29 protein-coding genes and 3 tRNA genes are annotated in these 26,997 nt (G+C 67.5%); 17 read left to right on the plus strand and 15 right to left on the minus strand.

Annotated features, from left to right (window positions below):
* Positions 1–4 precede the first annotated feature (4 nt).
* The 8 genes from folP to ACQ4LY_RS02290 form a co-directional block, all read right to left on the minus strand.
* Positions 5–808 (minus strand): dihydropteroate synthase, encoded by an 804-nt coding sequence (folP, locus tag ACQ4LY_RS02255; protein ID WP_431074376.1) that lies wholly within the window; start codon positions 806–808, stop codon positions 5–7.
* Positions 805–1,407: a GTP cyclohydrolase I gene (folE, locus tag ACQ4LY_RS02260; RefSeq protein WP_431074377.1), complete on the minus strand. Its 603-nt coding sequence runs from the start codon at positions 1,405–1,407 to the stop codon at positions 805–807. Before folE ends, folP begins: the two co-directional genes overlap by 4 nt.
* A gap of 3 nt (positions 1,408–1,410) precedes the next feature.
* A complete protein-coding gene (gene ftsH, locus ACQ4LY_RS02265; protein WP_431074378.1) occupies positions 1,411–3,411 on the minus strand; it encodes an ATP-dependent zinc metalloprotease FtsH in 2,001 nt (666 codons plus the stop codon).
* A gap of 111 nt (positions 3,412–3,522) precedes the next feature.
* Positions 3,523–4,074, minus strand: a complete 552-nt coding sequence (hpt, locus tag ACQ4LY_RS02270) for a hypoxanthine phosphoribosyltransferase (RefSeq protein ID WP_056309897.1) — start codon at positions 4,072–4,074, stop codon at positions 3,523–3,525.
* An 80-nt stretch (positions 4,075–4,154) separates the two neighbouring features.
* Positions 4,155–4,604, minus strand: a complete 450-nt coding sequence (locus ACQ4LY_RS02275; RefSeq protein ID WP_431074379.1) for a hypothetical protein — start codon at positions 4,602–4,604, stop codon at positions 4,155–4,157.
* Complete coding sequence (locus ACQ4LY_RS02280) at positions 4,601–4,924, minus strand: hypothetical protein (protein WP_431074380.1); 324 nt, start codon at positions 4,922–4,924, stop codon at positions 4,601–4,603. Before ACQ4LY_RS02280 ends, ACQ4LY_RS02275 begins: the two co-directional genes overlap by 4 nt.
* Positions 4,921–6,009: a hypothetical protein gene (locus tag ACQ4LY_RS02285; RefSeq protein ID WP_431074381.1), complete on the minus strand. Its 1,089-nt coding sequence runs from the start codon at positions 6,007–6,009 to the stop codon at positions 4,921–4,923. Before ACQ4LY_RS02285 ends, ACQ4LY_RS02280 begins: the two co-directional genes overlap by 4 nt.
* Positions 6,006–6,299: a WXG100 family type VII secretion target gene (locus tag ACQ4LY_RS02290; protein WP_431074382.1), complete on the minus strand. Its 294-nt coding sequence runs from the start codon at positions 6,297–6,299 to the stop codon at positions 6,006–6,008. The genes ACQ4LY_RS02285 and ACQ4LY_RS02290 overlap by 4 nt, the downstream gene beginning before the upstream one ends.
* A gap of 117 nt (positions 6,300–6,416) precedes the next feature.
* Here ACQ4LY_RS02290 and ACQ4LY_RS02295 point away from each other — a divergent pair, with 117 nt between their 5' ends.
* Entirely contained in the window at positions 6,417–7,010 is a 594-nt protein-coding gene (locus ACQ4LY_RS02295; protein WP_431074383.1) for a DUF937 domain-containing protein, read from the plus strand.
* 130 nt (positions 7,011–7,140) lie between these two features.
* Here the strand turns inward: ACQ4LY_RS02295 and tilS are convergent, their stop codons facing one another.
* The gene (gene tilS, locus ACQ4LY_RS02300) at positions 7,141–8,127 is read right to left on the minus strand and encodes a tRNA lysidine(34) synthetase TilS (protein WP_431074384.1); all 987 of its coding nucleotides are present in this window, start codon (positions 8,125–8,127) and stop codon (positions 7,141–7,143) included.
* A 77-nt stretch (positions 8,128–8,204) separates the two neighbouring features.
* Between tilS and ACQ4LY_RS02305 the strand changes: the two genes are divergently transcribed.
* Positions 8,205–8,876 (plus strand): TMEM175 family protein, encoded by a 672-nt coding sequence (locus tag ACQ4LY_RS02305; RefSeq protein WP_431074385.1) that lies wholly within the window; start codon positions 8,205–8,207, stop codon positions 8,874–8,876.
* A gap of 52 nt (positions 8,877–8,928) precedes the next feature.
* Entirely contained in the window at positions 8,929–9,420 is a 492-nt protein-coding gene (locus ACQ4LY_RS02310; RefSeq protein WP_055869737.1) for an inorganic diphosphatase, read from the plus strand.
* 74 nt (positions 9,421–9,494) lie between these two features.
* On the opposite strand, the gene ACQ4LY_RS02315 is transcribed toward ACQ4LY_RS02310, so the two are convergent.
* Positions 9,495–10,865, minus strand: coding sequence for a peptidoglycan DD-metalloendopeptidase family protein (locus ACQ4LY_RS02315; protein ID WP_431074386.1), 1,371 nt, complete (start codon positions 10,863–10,865; stop codon positions 9,495–9,497).
* A gap of 210 nt (positions 10,866–11,075) precedes the next feature.
* On the opposite strand from ACQ4LY_RS02315, the gene ACQ4LY_RS02320 reads away from it, so the two are divergent.
* The 7 genes from ACQ4LY_RS02320 (at position 11,076) to ACQ4LY_RS02350 (ending at position 14,037) form a co-directional block, all read left to right on the plus strand.
* Positions 11,076–11,148 (plus strand) — tRNA-Glu (locus ACQ4LY_RS02320).
* A 29-nt stretch (positions 11,149–11,177) separates the two neighbouring features.
* Positions 11,178–11,251 (plus strand) — tRNA-Asp (locus tag ACQ4LY_RS02325).
* 70 nt (positions 11,252–11,321) lie between these two features.
* Positions 11,322–11,394 (plus strand) — tRNA-Phe (locus tag ACQ4LY_RS02330).
* Between the two features lie 108 nt (positions 11,395–11,502).
* Entirely contained in the window at positions 11,503–11,715 is a 213-nt protein-coding gene (locus ACQ4LY_RS02335) for a hypothetical protein (protein WP_431074387.1), read from the plus strand.
* 78 nt (positions 11,716–11,793) lie between these two features.
* Positions 11,794–12,102 (plus strand): hypothetical protein, encoded by a 309-nt coding sequence (locus tag ACQ4LY_RS02340; protein ID WP_431074388.1) that lies wholly within the window; start codon positions 11,794–11,796, stop codon positions 12,100–12,102.
* A gap of 71 nt (positions 12,103–12,173) precedes the next feature.
* Complete coding sequence (locus ACQ4LY_RS02345; protein WP_431074389.1) at positions 12,174–12,797, plus strand: GntR family transcriptional regulator; 624 nt, start codon at positions 12,174–12,176, stop codon at positions 12,795–12,797.
* Positions 12,798–13,116: 319 nt separating this feature from the next.
* Entirely contained in the window at positions 13,117–14,037 is a 921-nt protein-coding gene (locus tag ACQ4LY_RS02350; RefSeq protein WP_431074390.1) for an AEC family transporter, read from the plus strand.
* Here the strand turns inward: ACQ4LY_RS02350 and ACQ4LY_RS02355 are convergent.
* The gene (locus ACQ4LY_RS02355) at positions 14,018–14,752 is read right to left on the minus strand and encodes a DUF2071 domain-containing protein (RefSeq protein ID WP_431074391.1); all 735 of its coding nucleotides are present in this window, start codon (positions 14,750–14,752) and stop codon (positions 14,018–14,020) included. The two genes, ACQ4LY_RS02350 and ACQ4LY_RS02355, sit on opposite strands and share 20 nt — an antisense overlap.
* A gap of 72 nt (positions 14,753–14,824) precedes the next feature.
* Between ACQ4LY_RS02355 and ACQ4LY_RS02360 the strand changes: the two genes are divergently transcribed.
* The 4 genes from ACQ4LY_RS02360 to ACQ4LY_RS02375 all read left to right on the plus strand — a co-directional run bounded on the left by ACQ4LY_RS02360 (position 14,825) and on the right by ACQ4LY_RS02375 (position 18,792).
* Positions 14,825–15,328: a hypothetical protein gene (locus ACQ4LY_RS02360; protein WP_431074392.1), complete on the plus strand. Its 504-nt coding sequence runs from the start codon at positions 14,825–14,827 to the stop codon at positions 15,326–15,328.
* A gap of 151 nt (positions 15,329–15,479) precedes the next feature.
* Positions 15,480–16,928, plus strand: coding sequence for a cell division initiation protein (locus tag ACQ4LY_RS02365; protein ID WP_431074393.1), 1,449 nt, complete (start codon positions 15,480–15,482; stop codon positions 16,926–16,928).
* 113 nt (positions 16,929–17,041) lie between these two features.
* Complete coding sequence (locus ACQ4LY_RS02370) at positions 17,042–17,953, plus strand: ABC transporter ATP-binding protein (RefSeq protein ID WP_431074394.1); 912 nt, start codon at positions 17,042–17,044, stop codon at positions 17,951–17,953.
* Positions 17,950–18,792, plus strand: coding sequence for an ABC transporter permease (locus ACQ4LY_RS02375; RefSeq protein WP_431074395.1), 843 nt, complete (start codon positions 17,950–17,952; stop codon positions 18,790–18,792). Before ACQ4LY_RS02370 ends, ACQ4LY_RS02375 begins: the two co-directional genes overlap by 4 nt.
* A gap of 78 nt (positions 18,793–18,870) precedes the next feature.
* Here ACQ4LY_RS02375 and ACQ4LY_RS02380 read toward each other — a convergent pair whose 3' ends face one another.
* The 4 genes from ACQ4LY_RS02380 to ACQ4LY_RS02395 all read right to left on the minus strand — a co-directional run bounded on the left by ACQ4LY_RS02380 (position 18,871) and on the right by ACQ4LY_RS02395 (position 22,820).
* Positions 18,871–19,989 (minus strand): fatty acid desaturase family protein, encoded by a 1,119-nt coding sequence (locus ACQ4LY_RS02380; RefSeq protein ID WP_431075736.1) that lies wholly within the window; start codon positions 19,987–19,989, stop codon positions 18,871–18,873.
* 148 nt (positions 19,990–20,137) lie between these two features.
* Positions 20,138–20,389 (minus strand): hypothetical protein, encoded by a 252-nt coding sequence (locus tag ACQ4LY_RS02385; protein ID WP_431074396.1) that lies wholly within the window; start codon positions 20,387–20,389, stop codon positions 20,138–20,140.
* 226 nt (positions 20,390–20,615) lie between these two features.
* Positions 20,616–21,587 carry a 3,4-dioxygenase subunit beta gene (locus ACQ4LY_RS02390; RefSeq protein WP_431074397.1) on the minus strand — a complete coding sequence of 324 codons (972 nt, stop codon included), beginning with the start codon at positions 21,585–21,587 and terminating at the stop codon, positions 20,616–20,618.
* A gap of 102 nt (positions 21,588–21,689) precedes the next feature.
* Positions 21,690–22,820 carry a low temperature requirement protein A gene (locus ACQ4LY_RS02395; protein WP_431075737.1) on the minus strand — a complete coding sequence of 377 codons (1,131 nt, stop codon included), beginning with the start codon at positions 22,818–22,820 and terminating at the stop codon, positions 21,690–21,692.
* Between the two features lie 353 nt (positions 22,821–23,173).
* Here ACQ4LY_RS02395 and ACQ4LY_RS02400 point away from each other — a divergent pair, with 353 nt between their 5' ends.
* Genes ACQ4LY_RS02400 through ACQ4LY_RS02410 form a run of 3 tightly spaced genes read left to right on the plus strand, consistent with a single transcriptional unit; the run spans position 23,174 to position 26,968 of the window.
* Entirely contained in the window at positions 23,174–24,706 is a 1,533-nt protein-coding gene (locus ACQ4LY_RS02400) for a sugar transferase (RefSeq protein ID WP_431074398.1), read from the plus strand.
* 4 nt (positions 24,707–24,710) lie between these two features.
* The gene (locus tag ACQ4LY_RS02405) at positions 24,711–25,472 is read left to right on the plus strand and encodes a WecB/TagA/CpsF family glycosyltransferase (protein WP_431074399.1); all 762 of its coding nucleotides are present in this window, start codon (positions 24,711–24,713) and stop codon (positions 25,470–25,472) included.
* Positions 25,469–26,968 (plus strand): oligosaccharide flippase family protein, encoded by a 1,500-nt coding sequence (locus tag ACQ4LY_RS02410; protein ID WP_431074400.1) that lies wholly within the window; start codon positions 25,469–25,471, stop codon positions 26,966–26,968. The genes ACQ4LY_RS02405 and ACQ4LY_RS02410 overlap by 4 nt, the downstream gene beginning before the upstream one ends.
* Positions 26,969–26,997 lie beyond the last annotated feature (29 nt).

A 26,997-nucleotide genomic window follows, 5' to 3' on the forward strand; every position in this document is an offset into this window, starting at 1 on the left:
GGTCCTACCTCCCGTCCCAGGCGTGGGTTATGGCGAGAGCATCGCGGGTGGCACCGACATCGTGCACCCGCACGGCCCACACACCCGCTCGGGCGGCGAGTGCACTGGTCACCGCGGTCGCGAGATCGCGTCGCGCTTCCGAGACCTCCCCCGGGTCGACGCCGATGGTCTCCGCGAGGAATCTCTTGCGCGACGTGCCGATGAGCACCCGCGGCCCGAGGGCGACGATCTCGTCGAGTCCCCGCAGGACACCCCAGTTCTGGCCGCCCTTCTTCGAGAATCCGATGCCCGGATCGAGGATCAGCCGAGACGGCGCGATCCCGGATGCCGCGGCTTCGCCCATCCGCTCCTGCAGCTCCCCGGCCACCTCGCGAGCGGTACGACGGTAGACGGCGTTCGCGTACATGTCGTCCGGAGCGTCGCGCCAATGCCCGATCGCATAGTCGGCGCCGGATTCGGCGACCGCCGCGAGCATGTCGGGGTCGGCCAGACCGCCCGACACGTCGTTGACGATCCGCGCTCCCGCTCGCACCGCGGCGGCGGCGGTCGAGGCGTTGAGGGTGTCTATGCTGACCGGCGCGCCCTCGGCGACCAGCCGCTCGATCACCGGCAGCACACGCCGCTGCTCCTCCGCCGCTCCCACGCGCTCGGCGCCTGGTCGGGTCGACTCGCCGCCGATGTCGAGCACCGTGGCACCGTCGGCCCGCAGCTGCAGACCGTGCGCGACCGCCCGGTCGACATCGAAGTACCGCCCGCCGTCGCTGAACGAGTCGGGCGTGATGTTGACGATGCCCCAGATGCCGGTCATGGGTGCGCCGATCCGGTCGATGCGCCGATCAGCGCGATGAGCTCGGCCCGAGCGACCGCATCCGTGTACTCGCCGCGCGCGGCGATCGTCAGGGTGGAGGCCTCGGGCTGGCGTCCTCCGCGCATCGTGACGCAGCCGTGGCTTGCGTCGAGCACGACCAGCACCCCGCGGGTGTCGAGGTGCTCCGCGATCGAGTCGGCGATCTGCTCGCCGAGACGCTCCTGCACCTGCGGCCGAGCCGCGAGGGTCTCGACCACCCGCACGAGCGCACCGAGACCGACCACCTGCTCGCCCGGAAGATAGGCGATGTGCGCCCGCCCCGCGAACGGCAGCAGGTGGTGTTCGCACACCGACCGGAACCGGATGTCGCGCAGCAGGACCGCACCGGACGGCAGCGTGTCCGGGGCAGGGCCACGGGCGACGCTGATCGTGTGGGCGAGGGGCGCCGCGGCGTCCTCGCCGACTCCGGCGAAGAACTCCGCGTACAGCTCGCCCATGCGCGAGGGGGTCTGCTTCAGACCGGGACGATCCGGGTCCTCCCCGATCGCCTCGAGCAGTTCTCGTGTCAGTCGCTCGACACGTGCACGGTCGACGGACACGGGTCAGGCCGTCGCGGGTCGTGCCTGACCGGCGTTCGCGGATCCCTGCTGCGTGCGCGTGGCCGCCGACGGAGCCTCGACCGATGCGGCGAGCGAGACGTCCTTCTTCGGGACCTCGATCGGAGGCCGCTCCGACACCGGACGGGCTTCGCTGGAGAGCCAGAGCGGGCGCTCGGGGAGCTTCTTCACCTCGGTGAAGATCTCGGCGATCTGGTTGTGGTCGAGGGTCTCCTCCTCGAGCAGCGCCAGGGCGAGCCTGTCGAGGATGTCACGGTTGGCGCTGATGACCTCGTAGGCCTCGTTGTGGGCCTGTTCGATGAGCGCGCGCACCTCGGCATCCACCCTCTCGGCGACCTTCTCGGAGTACTCGCGGCCACGCCCCATGTCGCGCGCGACGAACATGTCGCCACCCTCGGAGCCGAGCTTGACCGGCCCGACCTGGGTGGTCATGCCGTATTCGATGACCATCTTGCGGGCGATCGAGGTCGCCTTCTCGATGTCGTTCGATGCGCCCGTGGTCGGGTCGTGGAAGATGATCTCCTCAGCGACGCGGCCACCCATGGCGTACGTGAGCTGGTCCTGCAGCTCGTTGCGCGTGACGGAGTACTTGTCGTCGAGCGGCAGCACCATCGTGTAGCCGAGAGCCTTGCCGCGGGGCAGGATCGTGATCTTCGTGACGGGGTCGGTGTAGTTCATCGCCGCCGCTGCGAGCGCGTGGCCGCCCTCGTGGTAGGCGGTGATGAGCTTCTCCTTGTCCTTCATGACGCGGGTGCGACGCTGAGGGCCGGCGATCACGCGGTCGATGGCCTCGTCGAGGGCGCGGTTGTCGACCAGCTGCGCGTTCGAGCGAGCGGTCAGCAGGGCGGCTTCATTGAGCACGTTCGCGAGATCGGCTCCGGTGAAGCCGGGGGTCTTGCGGGCGACGACCTCGAGGTCGACGCTCTTCGACAGCGGCTTGCCCTTGCTGTGCACCTCGAGGATCTTCTGGCGACCGCGCAGGTCGGGGGCGTCGACACCGATCTGGCGGTCGAAACGACCGGGGCGGAGCAGCGCGGGGTCGAGGATGTCGGGACGGTTCGTCGCCGCGATCACGATGACGTTCGCGTTCGGGTCGAAGCCGTCCATCTCGACGAGCATCTGATTGAGCGTCTGCTCGCGCTCATCGTTTCCGCCGCCCATACCGGCACCACGGTGGCGACCGACGGCGTCGATCTCATCGATGAAGATGATCGCGGGAGAGTTCTCCTTGGCCACGTTGAACAGGTCGCGCACTCGGGATGCACCGACACCGACGAACATCTCGACGAAGTCCGAACCCGAGATCGAGTAGAACGGCGCTCCGGCTTCACCGGCGACGGCACGGGCGAGCAGCGTCTTTCCGGTTCCGGGAGGGCCGTACAGCAGCACACCCTTCGGGATGCGGGCGCCGATCGCCTGGAACTTGGCCGGATCCTGCAGGAACTCCTTGATCTCGTGGAGCTCCTCGATCGCCTCGTCGGCACCGGCGACGTCGGCGAAGGTGACCGTCGGGGTCTCCTTGTTGACGAGCTTGGCCTTGGACTTGCCGAACTGCATGACCTTGCCGCCACCGCCCTGCATCGACGACAGCAGCCACCAGAACAGCAGGCCGAGCAGCACGAGGGGAAGAAGAAGGGAGAGGATGCCGTCGAACCAGGTCGCGCGCGGAACGGCGTCGTTGAAGCCGTCCTTCGGGTCGGCGTCGTTGATCGCCTTGACCACCTCGTCGGCACGGGCGTCGACGTAGTAGAACTGCACGTTCTCGGAACCCTCGAACGCCTTCGACAGAGTCATGTCGACCCGCTGATCGCCGTCGGTGTTGACGACCTCGGTGACCGACTCGCCGGCGAGCAGCTTCAGACCCTCCTGGGTCGTGATCTGCTTCGGCGCGCCGAGGTTCGAGATCAGAAGGAAGCCGCCGAACAGCAGCAGGCCGATCAGGGCGACGTAGATCAGCGGATTCCGCGTGAGCTTCTTGACATCCATGGTCGGATCAGCGTATCGCGCGTGCCCTAGGTGGCCGCTGTGCGTTCACCCACGGCGTATCGGTACTCCACCGTCCGTTGAGCGAGAAGCCCGCGACGAGACGAGACGCGCTCAGCTGTAGACGTGCGGCGCCAGCACCGCGACATCGCGGAGGTTGCGGTAGCGCTCGTCGTAGTCGAGGCCGTAGCCCACGACGAAGTCGGTGGGGATGTCGAAGCCGACGTACTTGCAGTCGATGACGACCTTCGCAGCCTCGGGCTTGCGCAGCAGCGCCAGCACCTCGATCGACTCCGCGCCCCGCGACTCGAAGTTCTCGAGCAGCCAGCTGAGGGTGAGGCCGGAATCGATGATGTCCTCGACGATCAGAACGTGCTTGCCGTTCAGATCGGTGTCGAGGTCCTTGCGGATCTGCACGACGCCGCTCGACTTCGTGCTCGCCCCGTAGCTCGAGACGGCCATCCAGTCCATCGGCGCGTGGAAGGGCAGCGCGCGGGCGAAATCGGCCATGACCATGACCGCACCCTTGAGAACGCCGACGAGGACGAGCTCCTTGCCTTCGTAGTCGGCGGCGACCTGAGTCGCGAGCTCGTCGAGCTTCGCGATGATCTCCTCCTCGGTCACGAGGATCTGAGCAAGGTCGTCCTGGATTTCCGCGGCGCGCATGGATCGATGTTACGTCGTCGGACGGCCACCGCCACAACCGAGCGGTGTGCCGGTGCACGCACCCGTCCGGGGGGTGTGCGTCAGCTGCAGGTGAGCGTGCCCGAGAGCGTGGCGGCCTCATCGACGATGCCGAGGATGTCGAGGTCGGCGCCCTGTTCGACGACCGATCCCTCGAAGCCGTCGAACGTGACCGAGTCGCCGTCCGGCTCGGCGCCGCCGCTGCTCACGAACCAGCGGTCGTCTTCGAGGTGGATCGCGACGGTCGCCTGACCGTCGAGGATCGAGATCGTCACGGCCGCGCGCCCCTCGACGTCACCGCCCCCGATGAATGTGCGGAGCCCCTGGGCCTCCGAGCAGCGAAGGCCGTCGACCGCGATCTCCGCGTTCGACGTCGCCCCCTCCTCCGAGTAGAAGATCGAGATGCTCTGCGGATCGGACTCCGCTGCAGGTGCGCATCCGGTCGCCGAGACCGCGACGAGCAACCCGGCGGCCAGGACCGCGGCGAGCCGCATCGACGCCACCCGCCTCATCGCTCCTCCGCCGGCCGGAACCGCTTCATCATCTCGGCTCGCTGTTCAGGAGTCATCTGACGCACCTCGTCCTGCACCCGCTCGTTCAACGCCGTCATCCGGGCCTTGATCTCGGGCGAGTCGAAGAGCTGCTGGATCGTCGTCCGTCCGTTAAGCACGGATTCCACCGATCGGCGCATCGAGTCGTCCTGCGCCGTCTCCCTCAGCTGCCGCAGGGCCTCGCGCGCCTTCCGATCCTGCTCGGAGCCGACGGCGAAAGACCCGAAGATGGGCTGGTCGTCTGCGTCTCGCGGGCCAGAGCCCCGTGAATCCTGAGTCATGCGTCCACCTGTGTGTTGTCGTATCCGCTGGGGATCGAGGCGGTGATGCTGTCCGGCGTGAGCTGCAGCTGGATCACCGAGACGGCCGCGGCGAGCACGTTCCAGTAGTCGTTCGCCTTCTGCACGGTCTGATATGCCTCGATGATGAGCGAAGGGACCTTCGCCGCTTCGAGGGCGGCGAGCGCCCAGAGGATCACCGTCCCGATCACGGTCTCGATGAGCGCGGTGCCGGCGAGCGCGAGCAGAGCGACGTAGAGGATCTGGTCCATGATCTGCGCGAACAGACCGGCGAGGATGTCGCCGAGAGCAGACATGCCGATGTAGATCGTCGTGTACTCGTTCTTCAACGTGTCGAACTGCGAGCCGAGGTCGTCGCCGATTCCCGGCCACTGCGCGAACCAGGCGGCGGCGGCCTCGGCCGCCTCACCCGTCCAGTCCGTCATCGCGGCGCTCGCACTCTGGATCGCGCTGTTGCCCGTCGCACGGCAGTAGTCGCCGAGCTGGCCGAAGGCCACGGCGGTCGACTCCACATAGGACCAGTCGCCGATGAATCGCTTCGACACCTCGTCGAGCGGGTTCCAGTCGAAGAGCATGTCGATGATCGTCGCGACCATGTCGGTCGGGCTGAGCCAGTTGGCCGACAGGATCTTCGAGACCCAGTCGCTCGAGGCTGGGGCGGGGATGTTGTCGAACGCGTGCGCCGGTGAGACGACGCAGACGGGAGGCGGGAGGCTGACTGCGCCCACCGACGCAGCATCCGGATACGCGGCGTCCAGCCGCGCGCGCTCCGTCTGGTCCAGGTCCTCGTAGTTCTGCGCCGTGGCGCGGACCTCCGTCGCGGATGCCAGGAATGTCGTGCCCATGCGCTCGAAGACGCTGAGCGAGTTCGCCCGCACCTCGTCGGTGAGTCCCGCCACCTGACTGTAGATGCTGACCGGCGGGATGTACCCCAGCTGCACGTAGGAGCTCGTGAACATCAGCGCGGTGGTGGCGGAGCAGTAGGATCCGTACCCGGTGAGGTCGGCGAGTCCCTGTGCCTCGTCGGCGAGCTTGTCGAGAGCTGCGAGTTCGACGGAGAAGGTCATCGCCACACCCCCGCATTCGCACTCTCGACGCGACTGAACTCCAACGACGCGGTGGACGCTGCAGCGATCACCTGGTTCGCGATGCCGTGGAGATCGCGGAAGTCGGCCATCCACGCGCGCTGGGCGTACCGATAGGCCTCTTTCGCCTCGCCGCTCCAGGCCTCATCGAGGCGGTCGATCTCGGCGTCGAGATCGTCGAGCGACGTCCGAATGTCCTGCAGTGCGGTCACGATACTGTCCACGGCTCCGTTCACGGCGCTGCTCGTGATCGAGATGTGTTTCCTCGACATGCTTCCCCCCGGGGCTCCGCCGTTCGGCGAAGGCTACGACAGGCTACACCGCTGCCCCGTGTTCCCCACTACTCTGGGCGGTGACACGGGCGGACGCCCCAGACGGAAGGAATCTCCATGGCTCTCGACGACATCCTCACGCAGGTCCCGATCGACGACATCGCCGCGAAGCTCGGAGTCTCCCCCGAGGTCGCCAAGTCGGCTGTCGAGCAGGGCGGCGCCGTGCTGTTGGGCGGTCTGGCGAAGAACGCCTCGACCGCCGAGGGCTCCTCCGCGATCGAGAACGCGCTCAAGCGCCACGAGGGCAAGACCGGCGCCTCGAAGGTCGACGACATCGACCAGGCGGACGGCGGCAAGATCGTCTCGCACATCCTCGGCGCCGACGAGAAGAAGGTCACGCAGAAGCTCACCGAGTCGAAGGAGACCGCAGGCATCGACTTCGGCAAGCTGCTCCCGATCCTCGCCCCGATCGTGATGGGCCTGATCGCCAATGCGACCAAGGGCAAGTCGACGAAGACCGAGACCGCAGAGGCGCAGTCCGGCGGCGGCGGGATCGGCGATGTGATCGGCGGCCTGCTCGGCGGAGGCAACTCCTCGGGCGGCGGCGGAATCGGCGACCTGTTGGGCGGCCTGCTCGGCGGAGGCAACTCCTCGGGCGGCGGCGGGATCGGCGACCTGCTCGGTGGCCTGCTCGGCGGCGGCAAGAAGTAGCGAACGGCGGAGCGGTCGACAGGTGTCGGTCGCTCCGCTCCGCTCCCTCGCTCGACGACCGCGGTGCCGGTCGTGTGAGCGCAGACCCGGTCGTTGCGCGAGCGAAGCGAGACGAGACGGATGCTTCGACTCAGCGCGCGGTGAAGACGATCCGTCCGCCGAGCCTGGCCGCGGAGCACGCGGGCAGATCGATGGGGCCCTGACCCGACCAGTCCGTCGCGAGACGGGCGACCTCGAGCGTCTGCAGCCTCGTCAGGCTCACGCCGAACTCGCTGTCGACGACGAGGCGGATGATCCGGTTGCGGAGGGCGGCCGGATTGGCGGCGAGGGCGGCGACGCTCACCGATATCCCCGCCTCGGCGTGCTCGACGATGTCCTCGATCGTCTCGTGGATCATCTCGTCGAACGCCTCGGCATCCTCGCGAAGCTGTTCGGCGGTGCGGGCGAGGGCCTCGGCGATGCCCGGGCCCAGCTCCGACTCGAGAACGGGCAGCACGCGCTCCCGCACGCGTACCCGCGCGAAGCGGTCCTCGGAGTTGTGGGGGTCGTCCCAGAACTCGAGATCGGATGCCGCACAGAACGCGCGGGTCGTCTCGCGCCGCACGCCGAGCAGCGGGCGCACCCACCGCACTCCGTCGTCGTCCTCGCGCACCGGGGCCATGCCCTGAAGGCTCGCAGCGCCCGATCCACGGGCGAGTCCGAGCAGCACCGTCTCGGCCTGGTCGTCGAGCGTGTGCCCGAGCAGCACGGCTGAGGCACCGGCATCCGCTGCCGCGTCCTTCAGGACCCGGTACCGCGCGTCGCGGGCCGCAGCCTCCGGACCACCCTCCTCGCCCACCTCGACCCGCACGATGAGTGCGTCGAGTCCGAGAGACGTCGCCGTCCGCGCGGCGCGCGAAGCGACGGCATCCGAGTCGCCCTGAAGACCGTGGTCGACTGTGAGGCTCCCCACTCGGAGTCCGAGCTTGGGGGCTTCGAACGCGGTCGCCGCGGCGAGCGCGAGCGAGTCCGCTCCCCCGGAGAGAGCTACGACGATGGCCGATCCCTCGGGCAGATCGGCGAGCGCGGTGCGCACGGCTAGGCGGATCTCGGCGATGGCAGGTGAGAGCGACGGCACAGCTCCACGGTAGATCACGAGCCGGGATCGTCGCACAAGGGTCGCGCGTGAACGGGTGATGGCCCTAACCTGGCGCCGTGGCAGATCGATTGGGCGGGCAGCAGTACAGCACCGAACGGTTCACGACCTTCGTCGACGCGGTCGTCGCGATCGCGATGACTCTTCTCATCCTGCCGTTGCTCGAATCGGTGTCGGACGCAGGTGCCGCCAACCTGAGCACGGCTGAATTCCTCGAGGAGCACCACGGACAGCTCCTGAGCTTCGCCCTGAGCTTCGTTCTGATCGCGTCGTTCTGGCTCGAGCATCATCGGCTGTACGCCGGGGTGAAGGGCATGACCGGTGGGCTGTTGTGGATCAACATCGCCTGGATGGTCACGATCGTGTGGCTCCCTGTGCCTACCGCCATGCTCGGCCAGATGGATGAGGACCCCCTGCAGACGGCGGTCTACATCGGGACGTTGATCCTCACCCAGGTGACGACACTCGCCGCGAAGGTCTACCTCCGACGGCATCCTGCTCTCACCGATCTCCCCTCCGATGTGCTGCGGCGTGGTGTCCTCGGAGACGTCGCGGCGATCATCCTGTTCCTGATCGCTCTGCCGATTGCGGCGTGGGTGCACCCGATCGGCTATGCGGCGCTGCTGCTCGTCATCCTGTCCAGCCCTCTCGAACGTCTGTTGAATCACGCCACCGCCCGAGGCCGGCGAGGGCGTGGCACAGATGATGCGCGCGACGGCTCAGATCACTGAAAGGTAGGCTGGTCGGCGGCATCCAACCGAACTTTTCCTGAGGAGCACACGCATGGGCGCACACGACGCCGTCATCGAGATCCCGCGCGGCAGCCGCGTGAAGTACGAGGTCGACCACGAGACCGGGCGAGTGCACCTCGACCGCGTGCTCTACACGACCTTCGGGTACCCCGCCGACTACGGCTACTTCGACAACACCCTCGGCGAGGACGGCGACCCGCTCGACGTGCTCGTGCTCCTCGACCACGCCATCTACCCGGGCGTCGTCGTCGAGGTGCGCCCCGTCGCCGTGCTCAAGATGAGCGACGAGGCCGGCGGAGACGACAAGCTCGTCGCCGTCCTGTCGAAGGACCCCCGCTGGGCGCACATCCAGGACATCGACGACATCGCCGAGTACACGAAGAAGGAGATCGCGCACTTCTTCGAGCACTACAAGGACCTCGAGCCCAACAAGTGGGTCAAGGTCGACGAGTGGGGCGACGCTGCTGAGGCGCAGCGCATCCTCGACGAGGCGATCGTCCGTTTCGGCGAGCAGGGTCACTGATCCCCAGGCTCCACGAAGAAGACCCCCGGTTCCGCTGAGCGGACCGGGGGTCTTCTTCGTCGCTGGCGCGGTTCTCAGACTGAGATGCCGCGGGCGGCGAGGAACGTGATCGGGTTCGTGTACGCCCCGTTGAGGTAGACCTCGAAGTGCAGGTGGCATCCGACGGATGCTCCGGTGTTGCCCGCGTAGGCGATGACCTGGCCGGAGCTCACCTGTGCGCCGTTGCGGACGGCGAATCCGCCGTCCCTGATGTGCGCGTAGCCTGACGAGACCCCGCCGCCGTGCTGGATGCGGATGTAGTTCCCGTAGTTCCCTCGCGGGCCGGCGTAGTCGACGGTTCCCGAATTCGCCGCGTAGATCGCCGCTCCGCAGCCGTTGGCGAGGTCGACCCCGTAGTGGTAGCCGGAGCAGGCCGCGCAGGGCTTGGGGCGCGAGCCGTATCCGGCGCTGCGGTGGCCGCCGTGCGGGCGAACCCAGCCACCGGTACCCGGTGACCCTCCCGTGCCGCCACCGCCGCCTCCGCCGCCGCCGTTGTTCCCGGCTGCGGCCGCTGCGGCCTCTGCTGCCTCGCGCTGCCTACGCTGCTCCTCGGCGACGCGCACGCCCTCCTGGTAGCCGGCGACGGTCGTCGCGGTGGCGTCCTTGAGGGCTGCGAGCTGCGCCTGCATCGTGGAGAGATTGGCCGTCTGCTCGTCGAGCGCGACCTGAGCGGCATCCGCTGCGGCCTGCGCCTCGATCATCTTCTGCTCGGCGATCTGCTGCAGGCGGTCGCGCTCGGTGCGGGCGACGACGGCCTGATCGGTCAGCGACTGCGCGGAGTTGCGTGCGGCGACAGCGTTGTCGTGCACGGTCTGGTTGTACTGGTAGACCTTGTCCATCGAGCCGAGGCGCGAGAGTAGCTCGTCGGCGTTGTCGGCGGAGCCGGCGAAGAACAGTTCGAGGGCGGTGTCATCGCCGCCGTTGCGGTAGAGCTGGGCAGCGAGCTGGGCGGCCTTCTTGGTCGCGTCGTCGGCGACGACAGCCTGCGCGTCGGCCTGGGCCTGCAGCTCCTCGGCGACGGCGATCGCGTCGAAGTACGCCAGCTGCGCCGTGTTGTACTCCTCACCGGCGAGCTGTGCCTTCGCCTGCGCATCGGCGACCCGCTGCGTGAGCGACTGGATCAGACCCTCGATGCGGGTGACCTCGGCGGCCTTGGAGGACTGGTTCGCCATGGCGCGCTGCACGTCGTCCCAGCTGGGGTACGTCGCCGCGTACGCGGCGGTCACCCCGGAGGAGACACCGAAGGCGCTGAGCGCGACGACACTGAGTGCGCCCATCGTGAGCGCACTACGACGAGTGACCGAGCCGTTCTTCCAGAACGCTCGGCTTTCTGCAGGTGTGGGCGCGCAGCCGCAATCGTCGGATGCCGCCGAGGCAGCATCCTTCGAGGAGTGCTTGTCGTTCACACGGCCCCTTCCGCCGGTTTCACAAATGCCACACTAACAACATCCTTCACATCCGCACCAGGGGCGGACAGCGTCGGAGGGCACAGTGATACGACTCCATCGTCCTCCCGAACACGCCCGGGAGACAGCAGGCTCGCCCTCGATTCGCGTTTTGCTCGAATCTTCCCTTATGCTTGAGCGTCGGCAAGGAAGTCCCCCGGGACAGACTTCGGCCCCATCGTTTAGCGGCCTAGGACGCCGCCCTTTCACGGCGGTAGCACGGGTTCGAATCCCGTTGGGGTCACTCCTTCCGGTACAATTGAAAACAAGTATGGCCCTGTAGCGCAGTTGGTTAGCGTGCCGCCCTGTCACGGCGGAGGTCGCGGGTTCAAGTCCCGTCAGGGTCGCTCTAAGCGACGGGCCCTTTTCTTCGAGAAGGGCCTTTCGTCTAGATGCGGCAGGTTCAGCCGGTCGCATGGCTCTGTAGCTCAGTTGGTAGAGCGCACGACTGAAAATCGTGAGGTCACGGGATCGACGCCCGTCGGAGCCACAGGGTGATCATTACAGTCACCTTAGGAACCCTCGCCTAGCTTCTACATGGCGGGGGTTTCCGCTTTTTCCTGGCGGGCACTTGGCGCCCTGCTCTAACCTTGAGCACATGCACGCTCGACACAACCCTCGCGGTGGTGCGGCGTCTGCCCCGCTCCTCCTCGGACTTCCTCTGGGCGCGCTCGTCGGCCTCGGCATCGGGGCACTGAATGACCAGCCAGGACTCGGCGCGGCGATCGGCGCTCCGTCCGGTCTGATGATCGGACTGATCATCACGATCTTCTGGGAGCAGCTGCGAAGGCGTGAGCGTCGGAGCGAGTGACCCCGTCGGCCACTCCGCGAGAGGCCACTCCGCTCACGGCCACGCGACACCAGACCCTCCCCTGATACCGTCGAAGCCATGTTCGTCGCCGGGATCGCCTCCGCCGTCATCGGCATCGTGCTGTTCCATGTGGCACTCGGCAGGACTCTGCGTGCGAACGCCGGGGTACGCATCCCCTTCGGTGCGCGCCCTCGCGAAACTCCGCCCGGGTCCGTCCAGATGCGTGCGCTCGCCGCAGGCCTGATCGTGCTCGGTGCTGTGTTCGTCAGCACCGAAGGGTGGCACTGGACCGTGATGGTGATCGCAGCCGGCCCCGTCGCGGCGATGATCGTGCTGACCCTCCACAATTGCCGCGTCAGCCGCGAGGCACGTTCCGCAGACGCCTGAAGCTGCTTCTCCCAGATGAGAGAGCGCTATGAAAAACACGCTTCCTTTGTTAAGCGTCGTAATATATCGACATGGGACCTGAACTTCCCGTTGCGCCTGGGGCGCAGCGGAACCTGGGGCCGGACGAGCTCTTCCGACGCCTCGCGACATCCATCGCCGACGGCACATATGCGCCCGGAGCGAAGCTGAGCGACAAGGCGATCGCCGACGACCTCGGCGTCACGCGCACACCTGTACGCGAGGCCGTGCAACGTCTCGCGCGCGCAGGGTTGATGGAGGTGCACGCGAACCGCTACTCGATGGTGACCGACATCACGGACGAGCGCTCCCGCATCACCCGCGAGTTCGCCGCGTCTCAGGGCGGCGAGATCATCCGCGAGGCCGCGCTCGCACTGTCGGAGCAGGATCTCGTCATCGCGTGCGAGCTGATCCACGACGCGATCGAGTCGGTCGAATCCGGCGAAGGCTGGATCGAGGCGCACGTCGAGCTGTTCGAGTTCCTCACCGACCGCGCTCTCAACGACCTGTACCGCCTGATGCTGAGCGACTTCTGGTACCTGGTGTTCCGCGACCTCTACCTCGGCGAGCCGCGAGTGAACACGAGGGACTCCCTCGAAGAGCTGGAGTCGGCGATGCGCGCCCGCAGTGCGAACGCCGGCGTGAAAGCCGTGCAGCGGATGCTCCGCTTCAAGTAGCCGGAGCGACTCGACGTAGTTGGTCCCGGCCCTCCCTCGCCCGAACGGGGAGGACCGGAGCAGCCGATTGAGAAGGTCCGCAAGCGTACCCACCCCCATGTGGGCGCTCAAGACCGAGAGAACTCGAGGGCACCGTCTGGTTCGACCGACGGAGAGCGGCAGATTGCTGCTCGTCGTGATCTCAGCGTATGGCGACGGGTCTCCTGACGCTCGTCGAGGCCCGACCGTTGACGCGGAGTCTCTCGACCTGCTAGGTCCTTCGTGTCCGCGTGATCAGTTGGTGGCGACGGCGTGAGCCCACCCTCGATACGCTCGAATCATGCTCGAGACGCTCACCGGATTCGCCGTCGTGGGAGTCGCGATCGCCCTCGGCTACGTGCTCGGACGCATCGACCTGCTCGGCCCGCACGCCCGACACGTGCTGGGCCGTCTCATCTTCTTCGTGCTCTCGCCGTTCCTCCTCTTCACGGTGCTCGCCCACGCCGACGCGAAGATGCTCTTCTCCGCACTGCTGCCGGTCTCGGCGATCGCCGCCGTGTCGATCATCGCGGTCTACACTCTCGTCGCGCGCATGTGGTGGAAGCGCCCCGTGGGCGAGACGCTGATCGGCGCCCTGTCCGCCGGCCAGGTCAACTCGAACAACATCGGCATCCCGCTGTCGCTCTATCTGCTGGGCAGCGCCGCCTACCCGGCCCCCGTGGTGCTCATGCAGCTGCTGGTGTTCACACCCATCTCGCTGACGATCCTCGACGCGGTCACCAGCGACAGGGTCTCGCTGCGCAAGACGCTCGTGCGCACCGCAACGAACCCGATCATCATCGCCTCGTTGCTCGGAACCCTCGTCTCGGTGCTCGGCGTCACGGTGCCCCCGATCGTCATGGAGCCCGCGCAGCTCATCGCCGACGCAGCGGTGCCGGTGCTGCTCATCAGCTACGGCATCTCCCTGCACGGCCAGCGGGTACTCGGCGCTCCGGGCCACCGCCGGGACATCATCCTCGCCACGGCGCTCAAGCTCATCGCGATGCCTCTGATCGCGTGGGTCGTCGCGGAGTTCGTGTTCGGGCTGTCGTCGACCGAGGTGCTGATCGTGGTCATCCTCGCCGCCCTGCCGACCGCGCAGAACGTCTTCAACTATTCGCAGCGGTACGACATCGGCGAGACGATCTCGCGCGACACGGTGTTCCTCACGACGCTCGGATGCCTGCCCGTACTGATCCTGATCATGTTCCTGCTGGGGTGAACCCCTCGGCGCCCGCGCGCCCCCGAGCGTCCGTGAGCACCAGCGGAAGATCCCGCATCACCACCACGCTGTCGAAGACCGCGGAGCCCTCAGGAAGCGCGTCGAAGAACGATGACCGAAGGTGGTGCAACTGCGCGCCCTCGATCTTCCATTCGCCCGTGGACAGGGCCACCGGCTCGACGGTGCGCCCGTCGTGGCCCAGCGACCACCCGACGCGGCCTGCCCGGTAGAAGTCCGACGCCTCATCGACAGAGGCGAAGACCCCGCTCGTCCACTCGCCGCCCACCTCGACGTCGGCATCGAGGCTGTGCGCCCCTGCCTGCATCGTGAGGGCATAGCGGTCGCCCGCCTCCTGAGTGTGGAATCGCGCCTTGCGATGGACCCCGGGGAACATCCGCCCGCCGAACAGGACCGGATGCCACGCCGAACTGTGCCTCTCGAAGATGAAGACGCCCTGCTCGACGCCATCCGCGCCGTCCCACTCGACGGCGATCCGATGCGCGGCATTCTCGGAGTGGAGGCCCCACCGGCGATCGGCCCAGCTCGGCCGGATCGATTCCAACCCCAGGACGCACACTCCGGCGAGCGCCGCTCCGCCGACGATCTGCGGACGGAAGCCGTCGGGCAGCAGAGTCGCGGCGACCGCCGGGTCGACGCGATAGCTGATGAGGAGTCGCCTGCGGAGCTGTGCTCTGACATCGCGGATGATCGTCATGTTGCGAATCTAGCACTGTAGCTAAATTCCTCCAAGGGTTCCGCGGTGACGCACGCCCCGTAGGTTGGACGCGTGGACAACCCGCTCTTCTTCATCGCGCTGATCGTCGGCGTCATCGTGCTGGCGATCTTCCTGCCACGGTGGGTCCGCCGGTCGAGCCGGTCAGCCGGCGAGCGCGCAGAGCAGCGCGTCACAGCATCCCGCCTCGAAGAGGTCCTCGGCGAGCTCGGCTCCACGGTCGTGGTCCACGCGCCGGAACCCGTGGCGCGCGAGATCATCGACGGCGTCGCGCTGCAGCAGCCCCGCAAGTTCACCGTGCTCGCGGGCGGTGACTACGGCATCCGCTTCGTCGAACCCGACGACTCCCTCGTCCGCCTCGTCGAGGACCAGGACGGCACTCGCGTGCAGATCGAACGGTTCCGGGAGTACCTCGGGAAGCCGCAGACCACGGAGTTCTGGGCGGACCTGCGCTCCCGCGTCGCCTCCGCGGCGAGCGCTCGCGGCATTGCGACCACCGCGGGGCCCGCACTGCGCCATCGGCGTGACCGCACCACCGGCGTCTGGTCACTCGAGTAGACGATTCTCGGACCGGGTGCATCTCACAGCCGTCGCAACTAGGCTGTGGTATTGCCGATGACGCCCCGACCAGCCCTGCAGCCGGACAGCGACGGCACCACTTCTCATCACAGTTCTCAGTCCCTGTGACCTGCGCCGGAAAGGCTGACCCATGAGTGCATCACCCGACAACGACCGCACCCCCGACTTCTTCGACAAGCTGATCGAAGAGACTCCCCGCGAGAACCCGCGTGAGCAGTCCGGCTTCACCGCCTCGTTCCGCGGCTACGACAAGGCCGAGGTCGACTCGGCTCTCAGTACGCTCCGCAACCAGCTGCAGCAGGCGAGGGCAGATCTCGCCGCGACCGAGGCGCGCCATGAGGATGCCGTCGAGGCTCTCCGCGACGAGGAGCGCATCGCTCGCGAAGAACTCGAGGCCGAGCTGCTCGCCGCCAAGGCGAAGGCAGCCGAGACCGAAGCGCAGGTCGCCACACTCACCAACGAACTCGTCGACACTCCTCGGGCTGACGGTCAGGAAGCGCCGTCCCGCGAGCAGTTCGAGGCGATCCTCCGCGTCGCCGAGGAGCAGGCGAACGTGCTCATCCAGAACGCTGCAGTGCAGGCCGACCGGCTGATGGCCGCCGCTCGCGAAGAGGTCACGACGCAGCGGGCCGAGGCCGACGCCGACGTCACACGCATCATCGCGCAGGCGCAGCACGACGCCGATCAGGTGCGTCTCAAGATCGACACCGAGTACACCGCACACGAGGCCACGCTCGAGCGCGAGGCTGCGCACGCGGCCGAGAAGGTGCACCAGGCCACGCAGGAGGCCACGGCCATCCGCACCGAGGCCGAGAAGGGCGCAGCCGCGCTGCGGTCCCTCGTCACCCGCGAGACCACGCAGCTGCGCGCCGACGCCGAGCGCGAGGTACGCGAGATGAACGCCCGCGTGCTCGAGTTCGAAGAGACCCTCACCCGCCGCCAGGACGACGCACAGCAGGAGTTCCTGGTGCTGCACAACCAGGCCGTCGCCCACGCCGAGCGCATCACCACCGACGCGAACGAGCAGGTCGCCGCATCGCTCGATCACGCACAGCGCATCTCAGGCAAGGCCGACGACTACGAGCGCCTGATGCGCTCGCAGGCGCAGACCATCGAAGCGGATGCCCAGGTGCGGGCGCGCGACACCCTCGACCGCGCCCGCGTGAAGTCGCAGAAGATCGTCGACTCCGTCACGAGCCACACCTCCACGGTGCTGCGCGACGCCGAGGATCAGGCCAGGCAGCTGCGCTGGCAGCAGCAGCAGCTCGCCAGCTTCATGGCCGAGGTGCGTGAGCTGATCCGCCCCGACGGCATCTTCAGCGATGAGGCACCGATCCTCGGAACCGTCGTGACCGCAGCGGATGCCGACGAGGACGAGGACGCCGCCACCGCCGAGGCCGTCGACGCCGAGCTGATCGACGACACCGAGGCCTATGGCACGGATGCGACCGATGAGCCGGCGTCGGAGTTCCGCGGCGACGAGGCGCTGGACGACGAGCTCCTCGACGACGACGCGGAGACCATCGACGGCAAGATCACGATCGAGGTCGTCGAGTCCGACGAGAAGGCCTCGCGCTGAGCATCCTCTCCTGACTGACGAACCGGGGGCGTGGGCGGATATCCGTCCACGCCCCCGCTTCGTGGTCCACCCACCGGCTATCGCTCCGGCCCTTCAGCGGGCACGCTGTACCTATGACAGACAGCGTGATCGAGGTGCGGGACCTCCGCAAAGAGTACGGTGGCGCCGTCGCGGTCGACGGCATCACCTTCGACATCCGCCGCGGAGAGACCTTCGCCCTTCTCGGCCCGAACGGCGCGGGCAAGTCGACGACCATCGAGATCCTCGAGGGCTATCGGCACCGCACCTCCGGTGACGTGCGTGTGCTCGGGGTCGATCCCCAGCGCGGCGGTCTGTCGTGGAAGGCTCGGCTCGGCATCGTGCTGCAGTCCACCGGCGAGGCCGGGAACTTCACCGTGCGCGAACTCCTCACCGAGTTCGCCGGGTACTACCCCGACCCTCGCTCGGTCGACGAGGTGATCGCCGCAGTGGGGCTCGAGCACAAGCAGCGATCGAGAGCGGGCAAGCTGTCGGGCGGTCAGCAACGACGCCTCGACGTCGCTCTCGGGATCATCGGCCGACCCGAGCTGCTGTTCCTCGATGAGCCGACGACAGGGTTCGACCCCGAGGCGCGGCAGCAGTTCTGGCAGCTCATCCGCACCCTGAAGGCGGAGGGCACCAGCATCCTGCTGACGACCCATTACCTCGACGAGGCGGCGCGTCTCGGCGATCGAGCTGCGGTGATCACGGACGGTCGGATCGTGGCCATCGGTCGGATCGACGAGATCGGCGGGCCCGAGGCGCGCACGCCGATGGTGCGATGGAGGGATGCCGCCGGCGTACGCCACGAACAGCGCACCACCACGCCCGGCGCTGTCGTCTCCGAACTTCAGCGAGCTGGCGGCGAGCCGGACAGCCTCGAGGTGGTGCGTCCCACGCTCGAGGACATCTATCTCGGCCTCATCCGCGAGCACGGAGCCGACACCGACACCGACACCGATCCGACGGCCGACGGCCTGCGGGCAGATGTGACGGAGTCCGCATGAGCGCCCCGACCGCCACCACGACCGCCAACCAGGGGTTCGGGCTCGCTCGGACCATCCGCCTCGGGGTCCGCCGCATCCCGTTCGAACTGCGTCAGTACTTCCGCGCCAGCGATCAGGTCTTCTTCACCTTCCTGTTCCCGACGCTGATGTACCTCATCTTCGCGACGATCTTCACGGGCGACATCGGAGAGGGAGCCGACAAGATCAGCATGGCGACCTACTACCTTCCCGGTCTCGTGGCCGGAGGCATCTTCCTGTCGGGCATGCAGGGCCTGTCGATCGAGATCGCGGTGGAGAAGAGCGACGGAACCCTCAAGAGGCTGGGCAGCACTCCGATCTCACCCGCCACGTACTTCATCGGCAAGATCGGCGAGGTCTTCGTCACTGCGATCCTGCAGATCACGCTTCTGCTGGTCGTCGCCGTCGTCCTGTATCAGGTGGAGCTTCCGTCCGACGCCGAGGCCTGGGGGCGCTTCGCCTGGGTCTTCGTGCTCGGGTTGCTCTCGTGCACCCTCCTAGGCATCGCGCTGTCGGCGGTGCCCCGGTCCGGAAAGACCGCCTCTGCGGTGGTGATCCCGGTCGTGCTGCTGCTGCAGTTCATCTCGGGCGTGTACATCGCCTTCACCGCACTGCCGGAATGGCTGCAGAACGTCGCTGCGGTCTTCCCCCTGAAATGGATGGCTCAGGGGATGCGCGCGGCGATCCTGCCCGAGTCGTTCTCGGCGGTCGAGCCGAGCGGATCGTGGGAGCTCGGCCTCGTGGCGATCGCCCTCACCGCATGGCTCGTGGCGGGTTTCATCCTCAGTCGCGCGACGTTCCGCTGGATCAGGCGCAACTGACTCCCCGGCACGCGAACGGCCCCATCCCGGAGGATGGGGCCGTTCGATGCGTGGGACGGCTTCGAAGCCGTCAGAGCTCTACGCGCGGACGAACTGCGCGGCTGCGGGGCAGTCGAACGGATCAGCACCCGCGGCGAGACCGACGCGGTTGAGGTACTGGATGACGATCGCGTACGACCGGCCGAGGCTGGTCTCGGTGTACGGCACGTTGTTGGCTGCACAGTAGTCGCGGACGACCTCGCGGGCCTTCGAGAGGTGCGGGCGCGGCATGTTCGGGAACAGGTGGTGCTCGACCTGGTAGTTGAGTCCGCCCATGAGCCAGGTGGCCCACCATCCGCCGCGGATGTTGCGCGAGGTGCGCACCTGCTTCGAGAAGAAGTCGAGGCGAGCGCTCGGGTCGATGATCGGCATGCCCTTGTGGTTCGGCGCGAACGACGCGCCCATGTAGACGCCGAAGACGGCCATCTGCACGCCCATGAAGGCGAAGGCCATGCCGAGCGGCAGCATTAGGAAGACCGGGACGAGCACGATCGCGAAGCGCAGGGCGATGAGGCCGAGCTCGATCCAGCGGCCCTTGGCCTTCTTGCTGGTGACCAGGTGCTTGACGCCGAGGTAGTGGAGGTTCAGGCCCTCGAGGGTGAGCAGCGGGAAGAACAGCCAACCCTGCTTGCGAGTGATCAGGCGGATCAGACCCCGCGACTGCGCAGCATCCGTCTCGAGGAACGAGATGGTGTCGACCTCGATGTCGGGGTCCTTGCCGACCTGGTTCGGGTTTCCGTGGTGCTTGGTGTGCTTCGAGTCCCACCAGGAGTAGCTGATGCCGACGACACCGGCGGCGAGGATGCGGGCGAGGCGGAAGTTCGCCGGGCCCGTCGAGAGGATCTGGCGGTGAGCGGCCTCATGGGCGAGGAACGCCACCTGCGTGAGGATGATGCCCAGCGCACCGGCCATCAGGAGCTGGAACCAGCTGTCTCCGAGAAGGATGAAGCCGGTGACGACTCCACCGAGGGCCACGGCGATGCCTGCGGCCACGAAGATGTAGAACCATCCGGCCCGCTGCAGCAGTCCGGTTTCGCGGATGACCTGCGACACCTGCTTGTAAGCGTGGGTCATCGGGGGGATGTCCGCGTTGCCCGAATACGTCTGACGTACCGGTCCGAGAACTGCGTCGGTCTTTTCGACCTGTGAAATGGAGATGTTGCTCTCCCGTCGATCGGAGCCCTTGAGCTGTGGAAAGCCCAAGGCAGATCGCCGAACGCTTACCTCAACCTAACCCCCCGCACATGCGCTGTGGGGAATACGTCGCGGACTCTGTGACGACTCTGTGTGACGTCACAGGCGATGGTCAGGCGCGCGCCCGATGCGGGCCGCGCCGCAGCACCTGACGCAGCCTCCGCGAGAATGCCGACGGGCGCCGCTCCGGCGTGTTCGCGCTTTCGAGAGCGTCGCGGGCGTCGTCGAGGGACTCGAACGAGCCGAGATCCGTGCCCCGCTGGTCGCGGGCGAGGTGGGTGGTGCCGTCGAACTCGACGAATCCGGCGAACTCGCCGGCTCGGGTCGCGACGTGCACGTCGGTGTCGGCCTGTTTCCAGGTCAAAGGGTCAGAAGGCGGAAAAGTGGTCATACTCATGGTGGTACTCATTGCTGTGTGACGGGCGCGCGCTGTCGCGGCCCGCAAGATGATGAGATCGAGGGCGGATGCCGCGCGCATCGATGCGCTTGGTCCGTGATGGCCCTGATCAGTGGCTTCGTGGTGGCCTAGAGGGGGGCCAGAACACACGCTGCAGCATCAGCTTAGCAGATCGGCATCCACAGGGCGAGGATCAGTTTCGCCCGCCACCGGGGCCGCCGCCACTACCCGAGGGGGCGGAGCCTGCGGTGGGGATGGTCGTCGTGTCGACGCCGACCACGAGGGTGGTCGCGTAGCCGCCGGCCACGTCTCCCGCGATGGTGGGCAGCTGCATGGCGGCGGAGTCGTCGCCGAAGACGTTGTCGCCGGAGAGGCTCGTCTGCGACAGGTTCTGCGAGGAGCCGTCGTAGCGGGAGTCCGCATACACCGCAGCACACGCATCTTCGGGGAGAGCTATCTGCGAGGTGGCGATCGCGTTGGCGGAGTCGGTGATCGAGTCGACGTCGGGATACACCTCGAAGTGGATGTGCGGCCAGCGTCCCGAGTAGCACCCGGGGAAGATCGACGAGAATGAGACCTTGCCCTCGGCATCCGCCACCTGCACGCCGCGCAGATACGTGACGTCCTCCAGCCCCGAGGAGTACATCGAGCACTCCCCCTGGGCGGTGCAGTGCCAGGCGTAGACGGCGACGCCGGCGAAGGGCACGCCGCCGTTCGCCAGGTCGAGCACCTCGAACTCGAAGGTGAGGGGGACGCCGTCGGCCGTGGCCGAGCCGTCGATCGAGGTCGTGATGTCCTGACGCACGATGCCGGAATCCTCGAGCACGTCGGGACCGTTGGAGCCGTCTCCGGGATACGGGCCGGCGGTCTCGTCGGGGATCTCCCCCGCTGCTGTCGAGGTGCCGGTCGACGCGTCGCTCTCGGTCGTCTCAGTGGGATCGCTGCTGCTCGTGCTCGACGTGCCGGTCGCCGCGGGAGCGCAGGCGGCCAGGACGACCGCGCCGACGCCGAGGCCTGCGAGACCGAGCACGCCGCGACGGGTCACGAGGGTGCGGATGTCGAAGGCCGCGCCCTGATCAACGACCTCCTCGTCGACCCGGTCGAGCAGCCGCCCTTCGTAGGCGGGGCCCTCAGGGGTCTGGACAGGTTCGGGGATGCGGCTCATGATCGTGCTCCTCTCAGTGGGTTCGGGATGTCGATGTGGTTGTCGATGTCCCCATGGTCACGGAGGAGCCGATCAGCGAGCTATGCGCCGTCTATACGAAAGCTATGACCTCTTGTCGACAGGCGGATGCAGCACGAGCACGACGACGATCGCGACGAGCACCAGTGCCGAGATGGCGACCGGGATCGGGAGGATCGGGTCGAGGAGCACGACCAAGGCCCCGATCGGGACCACGGCATTCACCACACGGTCGGCGTTCTCGCGAATCGCGACCCACCAGATCCCGAGCAGGAAGATCGCGATCGGGATCGTCACCGTGAACGAGGCGACGACGTTCGAGAGATGGCTCTCGCCGGTGAGGACATCGAGCTCGACCTCGATGCCGGCCGAGAACGCGGCAGCGGCGGCGAACACCACATAGTGCGTGTAGCCGTAGCGGAGCGAGCGGCCGAACGTCGTGATCGCCCGGTGGTGCGGCGGCCAGAAGTAGATCCACCACAGCGATGCCGTCACGGCGAGCGTCAGAACGGAGATGGAGATGAGGGGAGCGAACGATTCCAGCTCATGGCTCGCGTCGATGATCGCGTTCGCCGACGCGAGCAGGCTCTCACCCAGCACGATCAGCGTGAACAGCCCGTACCGCTCGGTGATGTGATGCGGATGCCACGGCGTCTGCCTCCGGTACTCGGCGAACACCGGCACGCTGATCTCGATCAGCGCGAACACCACGAAGGCGACGAGCTGCGCGGCGCCCGCGGGGATGAGCAGGAACAGGACCCACAGCACCTGCACGGCGGCGATCCCGAAGGCGTACCGACGGGTCGCCGACCGGAGCTCCCCCGCACCACGCGACGCCCGGAGCCACTGCGCGACCATCGCGATGCGCATCACGATGTAGCCGAGGACGGGCACGGTGAAGTCGCCGTGCTCGAATGCGGCGGGGATCCCGGAGGCGAAGACGAGCACCCCGCCCATCTGCACGATCGTGGTGACGCGGTACAGCCAGTCGTCGGTGTCGAAAGATGTGGCGAACCACGTGAAGTTCATCCACGCCCACCACAGCGCGAAGAAGACCATCGCGTAGGAGGTGATGCCGTGCACGAAGTCGCCGTGGCTCAGCGCGTGGTGCAGCTGCGCCGAGGCGATGCTCACGGCGACGACGAACACCAGATCGAAGAAGAGCTCGAGCGTGCTGGCCGTGCGATGCGGCTGCGCGGGGTCGCGCGGCAGCATGCGACTCAGGTGGAATCGAGGTGCGGGAGTAGTGGTCACGCGGTCAGAATATCGGCGCGATTCCGGGGCGGAGCGCGCGTATCGGAATATCGGTTCGTCCACTCGTGTGAATTATCTTCCGCTGAACGTCCGGTTCCGCTAGAGTGAACGAAGTCTGCAGTGCCTGCTGCCAGCACCACCGTGTGGGACGGTGATCGCAACCCGTGATGTGGGATCACGGATGCAGCAGGAACCCGAGGGGTCGGGATGCAGACGATGCCATGGACGTGGGGTCCGTGGTCTGGGGAAACACTGGGGAAAACAATGGCGCACTGGGGATTTCTGCGTACATACACGGCTCAAGGAGCCTCGGCATGACTTCCGTCGAGGATGCCCTGAGCATCACTCGCGCGGGTTCGGTCTTCACGCCGGTCGCTGCACCGCGAGCCGCCAAGTCGGTCACGCACACGGTGGTCACACCGCGCGTGTCCGCAACGCTGGAGAGGCGCCGCCAGTGGGAGCGGCGCTATCGGATGAGGCTGCGGATCACGGATGCCGGGGTCATCCTGTTCGCAGTCGGGATCACCGCAGCTGTCCAGCTGATGACCGGTGTCGCGGGGGAAGAGGCCCTGCGCAACGGCATTCTGCTGGCCACGCTCTGGTATCTCATGCTCAGCGCTCTGCATACACGTGATGCAGCGCTGTTCCGCGCCAGCGCCACCGAGTACCGCGGCGTGGCCCACGCGAGCGGATTGGCGTTCGGGATCATCGCCATGCTCGGCGTCGTGCTCGGCTGGCAGACGATGCAGCTCCTGCTGCTCGTCGGCCTGCCGCTCGGTGTTCTCACACTGCTCGTCACGCGCTGGGCGTGGCGGCACTGGCTGACGGCTCAGCGTGCGCGGGGGCGGTTCGCCTCCCGCACGCTGGTCGTCGGCAACAGGGACGACGTCGAGTACGTCATCCGCACCCTGCACCCGATCGGCGCCTCCGGCTATCAGGTCGTCGGCGCCACGCTTCTCGACGGCAATGCCCGAGACGTCGAGGTCGCGAACGCGCAATTCCCGGTGCTCGGCAACGTGAACTCCGTCTCGACGGTCGCGGCAGAGCTCGGTGCCGACACGATCATCGTCGCGAGCCGTCCTGACGGCGACCCGGACTTCGTGAAGCACCTGAGCTGGCAGCTCGAAGGCACCGCTGCGGAGCTCGTGCTCTCCAGCCGCCTCACCGACGTCGCCGGCCCGCGCATCTCGTTCGCGCCGGTCGAGGGCCTTCCGCTCATCCAGGTGCAGATCCCCTCGTACGAGGGCGGCCAGCACGTGCTCAAGCGCGCACTCGACATCGCTGTCGCATCCGTCGCGCTCATCCCGATCGCGCTGATCACGCCGATTCTCGCGCTGCTCGTCAAGCTCGACTCCCCTGGACCGCTGTTCTTCTCCCAGGAGCGCGTCGGACGCGACGGACGCACCTTCAAGATCATGAAGTTCCGCTCCATGAAGACCGACGCCGAGCAGCAGCTCGCGGCGCTCAAGGAGCAGAACCAGGGTGCGGGCCTCCTGTTCAAGATGAAGGACGACCCCCGGGTCACCCGGGTCGGCAGGATCCTGCGCAAGCTGTCGCTCGACGAGCTGCCGCAGTTCTGGAACGTCCTCATCGGCGACATGAGCGTCGTGGGTCCTCGTCCGCCGCTGCCTACCGAGGTCACGGCATACGACGGCACGGTCTTCCGCCGCCTGTACATCAAGCCGGGCATCACAGGCCTGTGGCAGGTCTCCGGCCGCAGCGACCTCTCGTGGGACGAGAGCGTCCGCCTCGACCTGCGCTACGTCGAGAACTGGTCCGTGATGAACGATCTGCAGATCATGTGGCGCACCGCCAAGGTCATGGTGCAGCCCAGCGGGGCATACTGAACGAATGAGTGAGGGGAATCCGACCGGCGCCGATGTGTCCGTCGAGGTCGCAGGAGTGCGCGTCGATTCGTTCACGGAAGCATCGCTGATCGAGCACATCATGACCATGGCCGCTGGCCGGCGGACCCAGGTCGCCGTCGGCGTGAACGCGCATGTCTGCAACCTCGCCCGACGCGACCCGCAGCTGAGCCGGCTGCTCTCGACGAGCACGACCTACGCCGACGGGCAGTCCGTCGTGTGGGCCGCGAACCTCCTCGGAGGTTCGGTTCCCGAACGGCTCGCGACCACAGACATCGCAGAGCCGCTGCTGCGTGCGGCCGCGGAAGCGGGCCATCCGGTCTACTTCTTCGGGGCCGCCGATGGTGTCGCCGAGAAGGCTGCCGAGCTTCTCAGGGCGAAGATCCCCGGGCTCACCCTCCGCACGCACCACGGCTACGTCTCGGCAGAGCAGGTCGGGGTGGTGCTCGACGACATCGCCGCGCATGGAACGCGCGTGCTCTTCGTCGGGATGGGCGACCCTGCCCAGCAGCTCTGGGTCGATGCGCACCGCGACCGACTGCCCTCGGCCGTCCTGACCTGCGGCGGACTGTTCGACTGGCTGAGCGGCTCGAATCGACGGGCACCCGAGTGGATGATCCGCGCGGGACTGGAGTGGCTGTGGCGCCTGATCATCGAACCTCGCCGCCTGGGCAAGCGCTATCTCCTGGGCAACCCGAGCTTCATGGCCGCCGTCGCGATGCAGAAGCTGCGCGGGCGCCGGGCATGAGCGCCGGCGCCACAGCGCGCGGAGACCTCGCACGCGGTGGCGCGCTGAGCTTCGTCGGGTCGGCGATCAGCGCCGTGATGGGGCTGATCCTGATCATCGTGCTCGGGCAGCTGCTGGGTGACGCAGGCTCCGGCGTCGTCCTTCAGGCGGTCGGCGTCTTCTCGATCGCGCTCGGCGTCGCCCGCTTCGGCATGGATTCCGCCGCGATCTGGATCCTCCCACGCCAGCTCGAAGACGGTCGCGCACTGCTACGACCGACCGGCGCGTTCCTGATCCTCGTCTCGGCGGTCGCCGGCCTCGCATGCGCGGGCGTCCTCTTCGTCGGAGTGCTCCTCGCAGAGGCCCGGAGCCCTGGGGACCCGGTCACCGCCGCCATCCGGTCGGTCGTCTGGTTCCTGCCGGTCGCCTCGGTCATGCTCACCGCCCTGTCGGCGACGAGAGCGCTGGGCAAGGTCAACGCCTACGTGCTCGTGGGCAACGTCCTGCTCCCGTCCTTGCGTCCCGTGGCGATCGCCGCAGCCGTCGGCATCGGCGCCGGCGCCGTGGGCGCCGCATTCGCCTGGGCACTGCCTCTGCTCCCCGCTGCCATCGCGGCGATCGTCGTCATGGTTTTCCAACTGCGCCGCCTGGGTGCTCAGGCGGCCCCCGGCTACCTCCACTCCGGAGTACCGGGCCGGACCATCCGCTACGCCCTCCCGCGCGTGCTCTCGTCGGGCCTCGAGCAGCTCCTCATCTGGCTCGCCGTGATCATCGTCGGTGCGATCGCGGGCCCCGCCGCAGCCGGCGTGTACGGCGCGGCGAGCCGGTTCGTCGCGGCCGGAATGATCGTCGACACCGCCCTGCGGGTCGTCGTCTCCCCGATGTTCAGCAAGATGCTGCACCGCGAGGACACGAAGGAGCTCGAGACGGTGTACCGCACCGCGACGATATGGCTCGTGCTGTTCAGCTCCCCCGTGTATGTGCTGCTCGCCGTCTTCGCACCCGTCGCGCTCTCGTTGCTCGGCGAGTCCTTCGCCGACGGACAGTCTGTGCTGATCGCGATGTCCGTCGGCTCGATCGTGACCTTCCTCGCGGGCAACATCCATTCGGTCCTGCTCATGAGCGGCCGCAGCGGTCTCGCCGCGATGAACAAGGCGATCGCGGTGGGCGTGAACGTGGCACTGATCTACCTGCTGGTCCCGATCTGGGGCATCACCGGCGCAGCGATCGCATGGGCGATCGCCTGTGCCCTCGATGCGGCGCTCGCGTCGATCCAGGTGCGTTTCGTCCTGGGACTGAGGGTCTCCCCCCTCCCCGGGCTCTACCCGCTGCTCGTGGCGCTGTCCACCTTCGGCATCCCCGCGATCGCGCTTCGACTGTTCATCGGTCCGACCTGGCTGGGCCTGATCCTCGCCGCCCTGATCGGCGCGGCATTGTTCCTCGGGTGGTGCCGCCTCGACAGGAAGCGCCTGCATCTGCACGAACTGCGCCGACCCCCCGGAACATCGTCGCGGTAACCAGTGGTGCGACTTCAGGCAGTGTGATA

Source organism: Microbacterium phyllosphaerae, from assembly GCF_050628115.1.
GTDB classification, from domain to species: domain Bacteria; phylum Actinomycetota; class Actinomycetes; order Actinomycetales; family Microbacteriaceae; genus Microbacterium; species Microbacterium phyllosphaerae_A.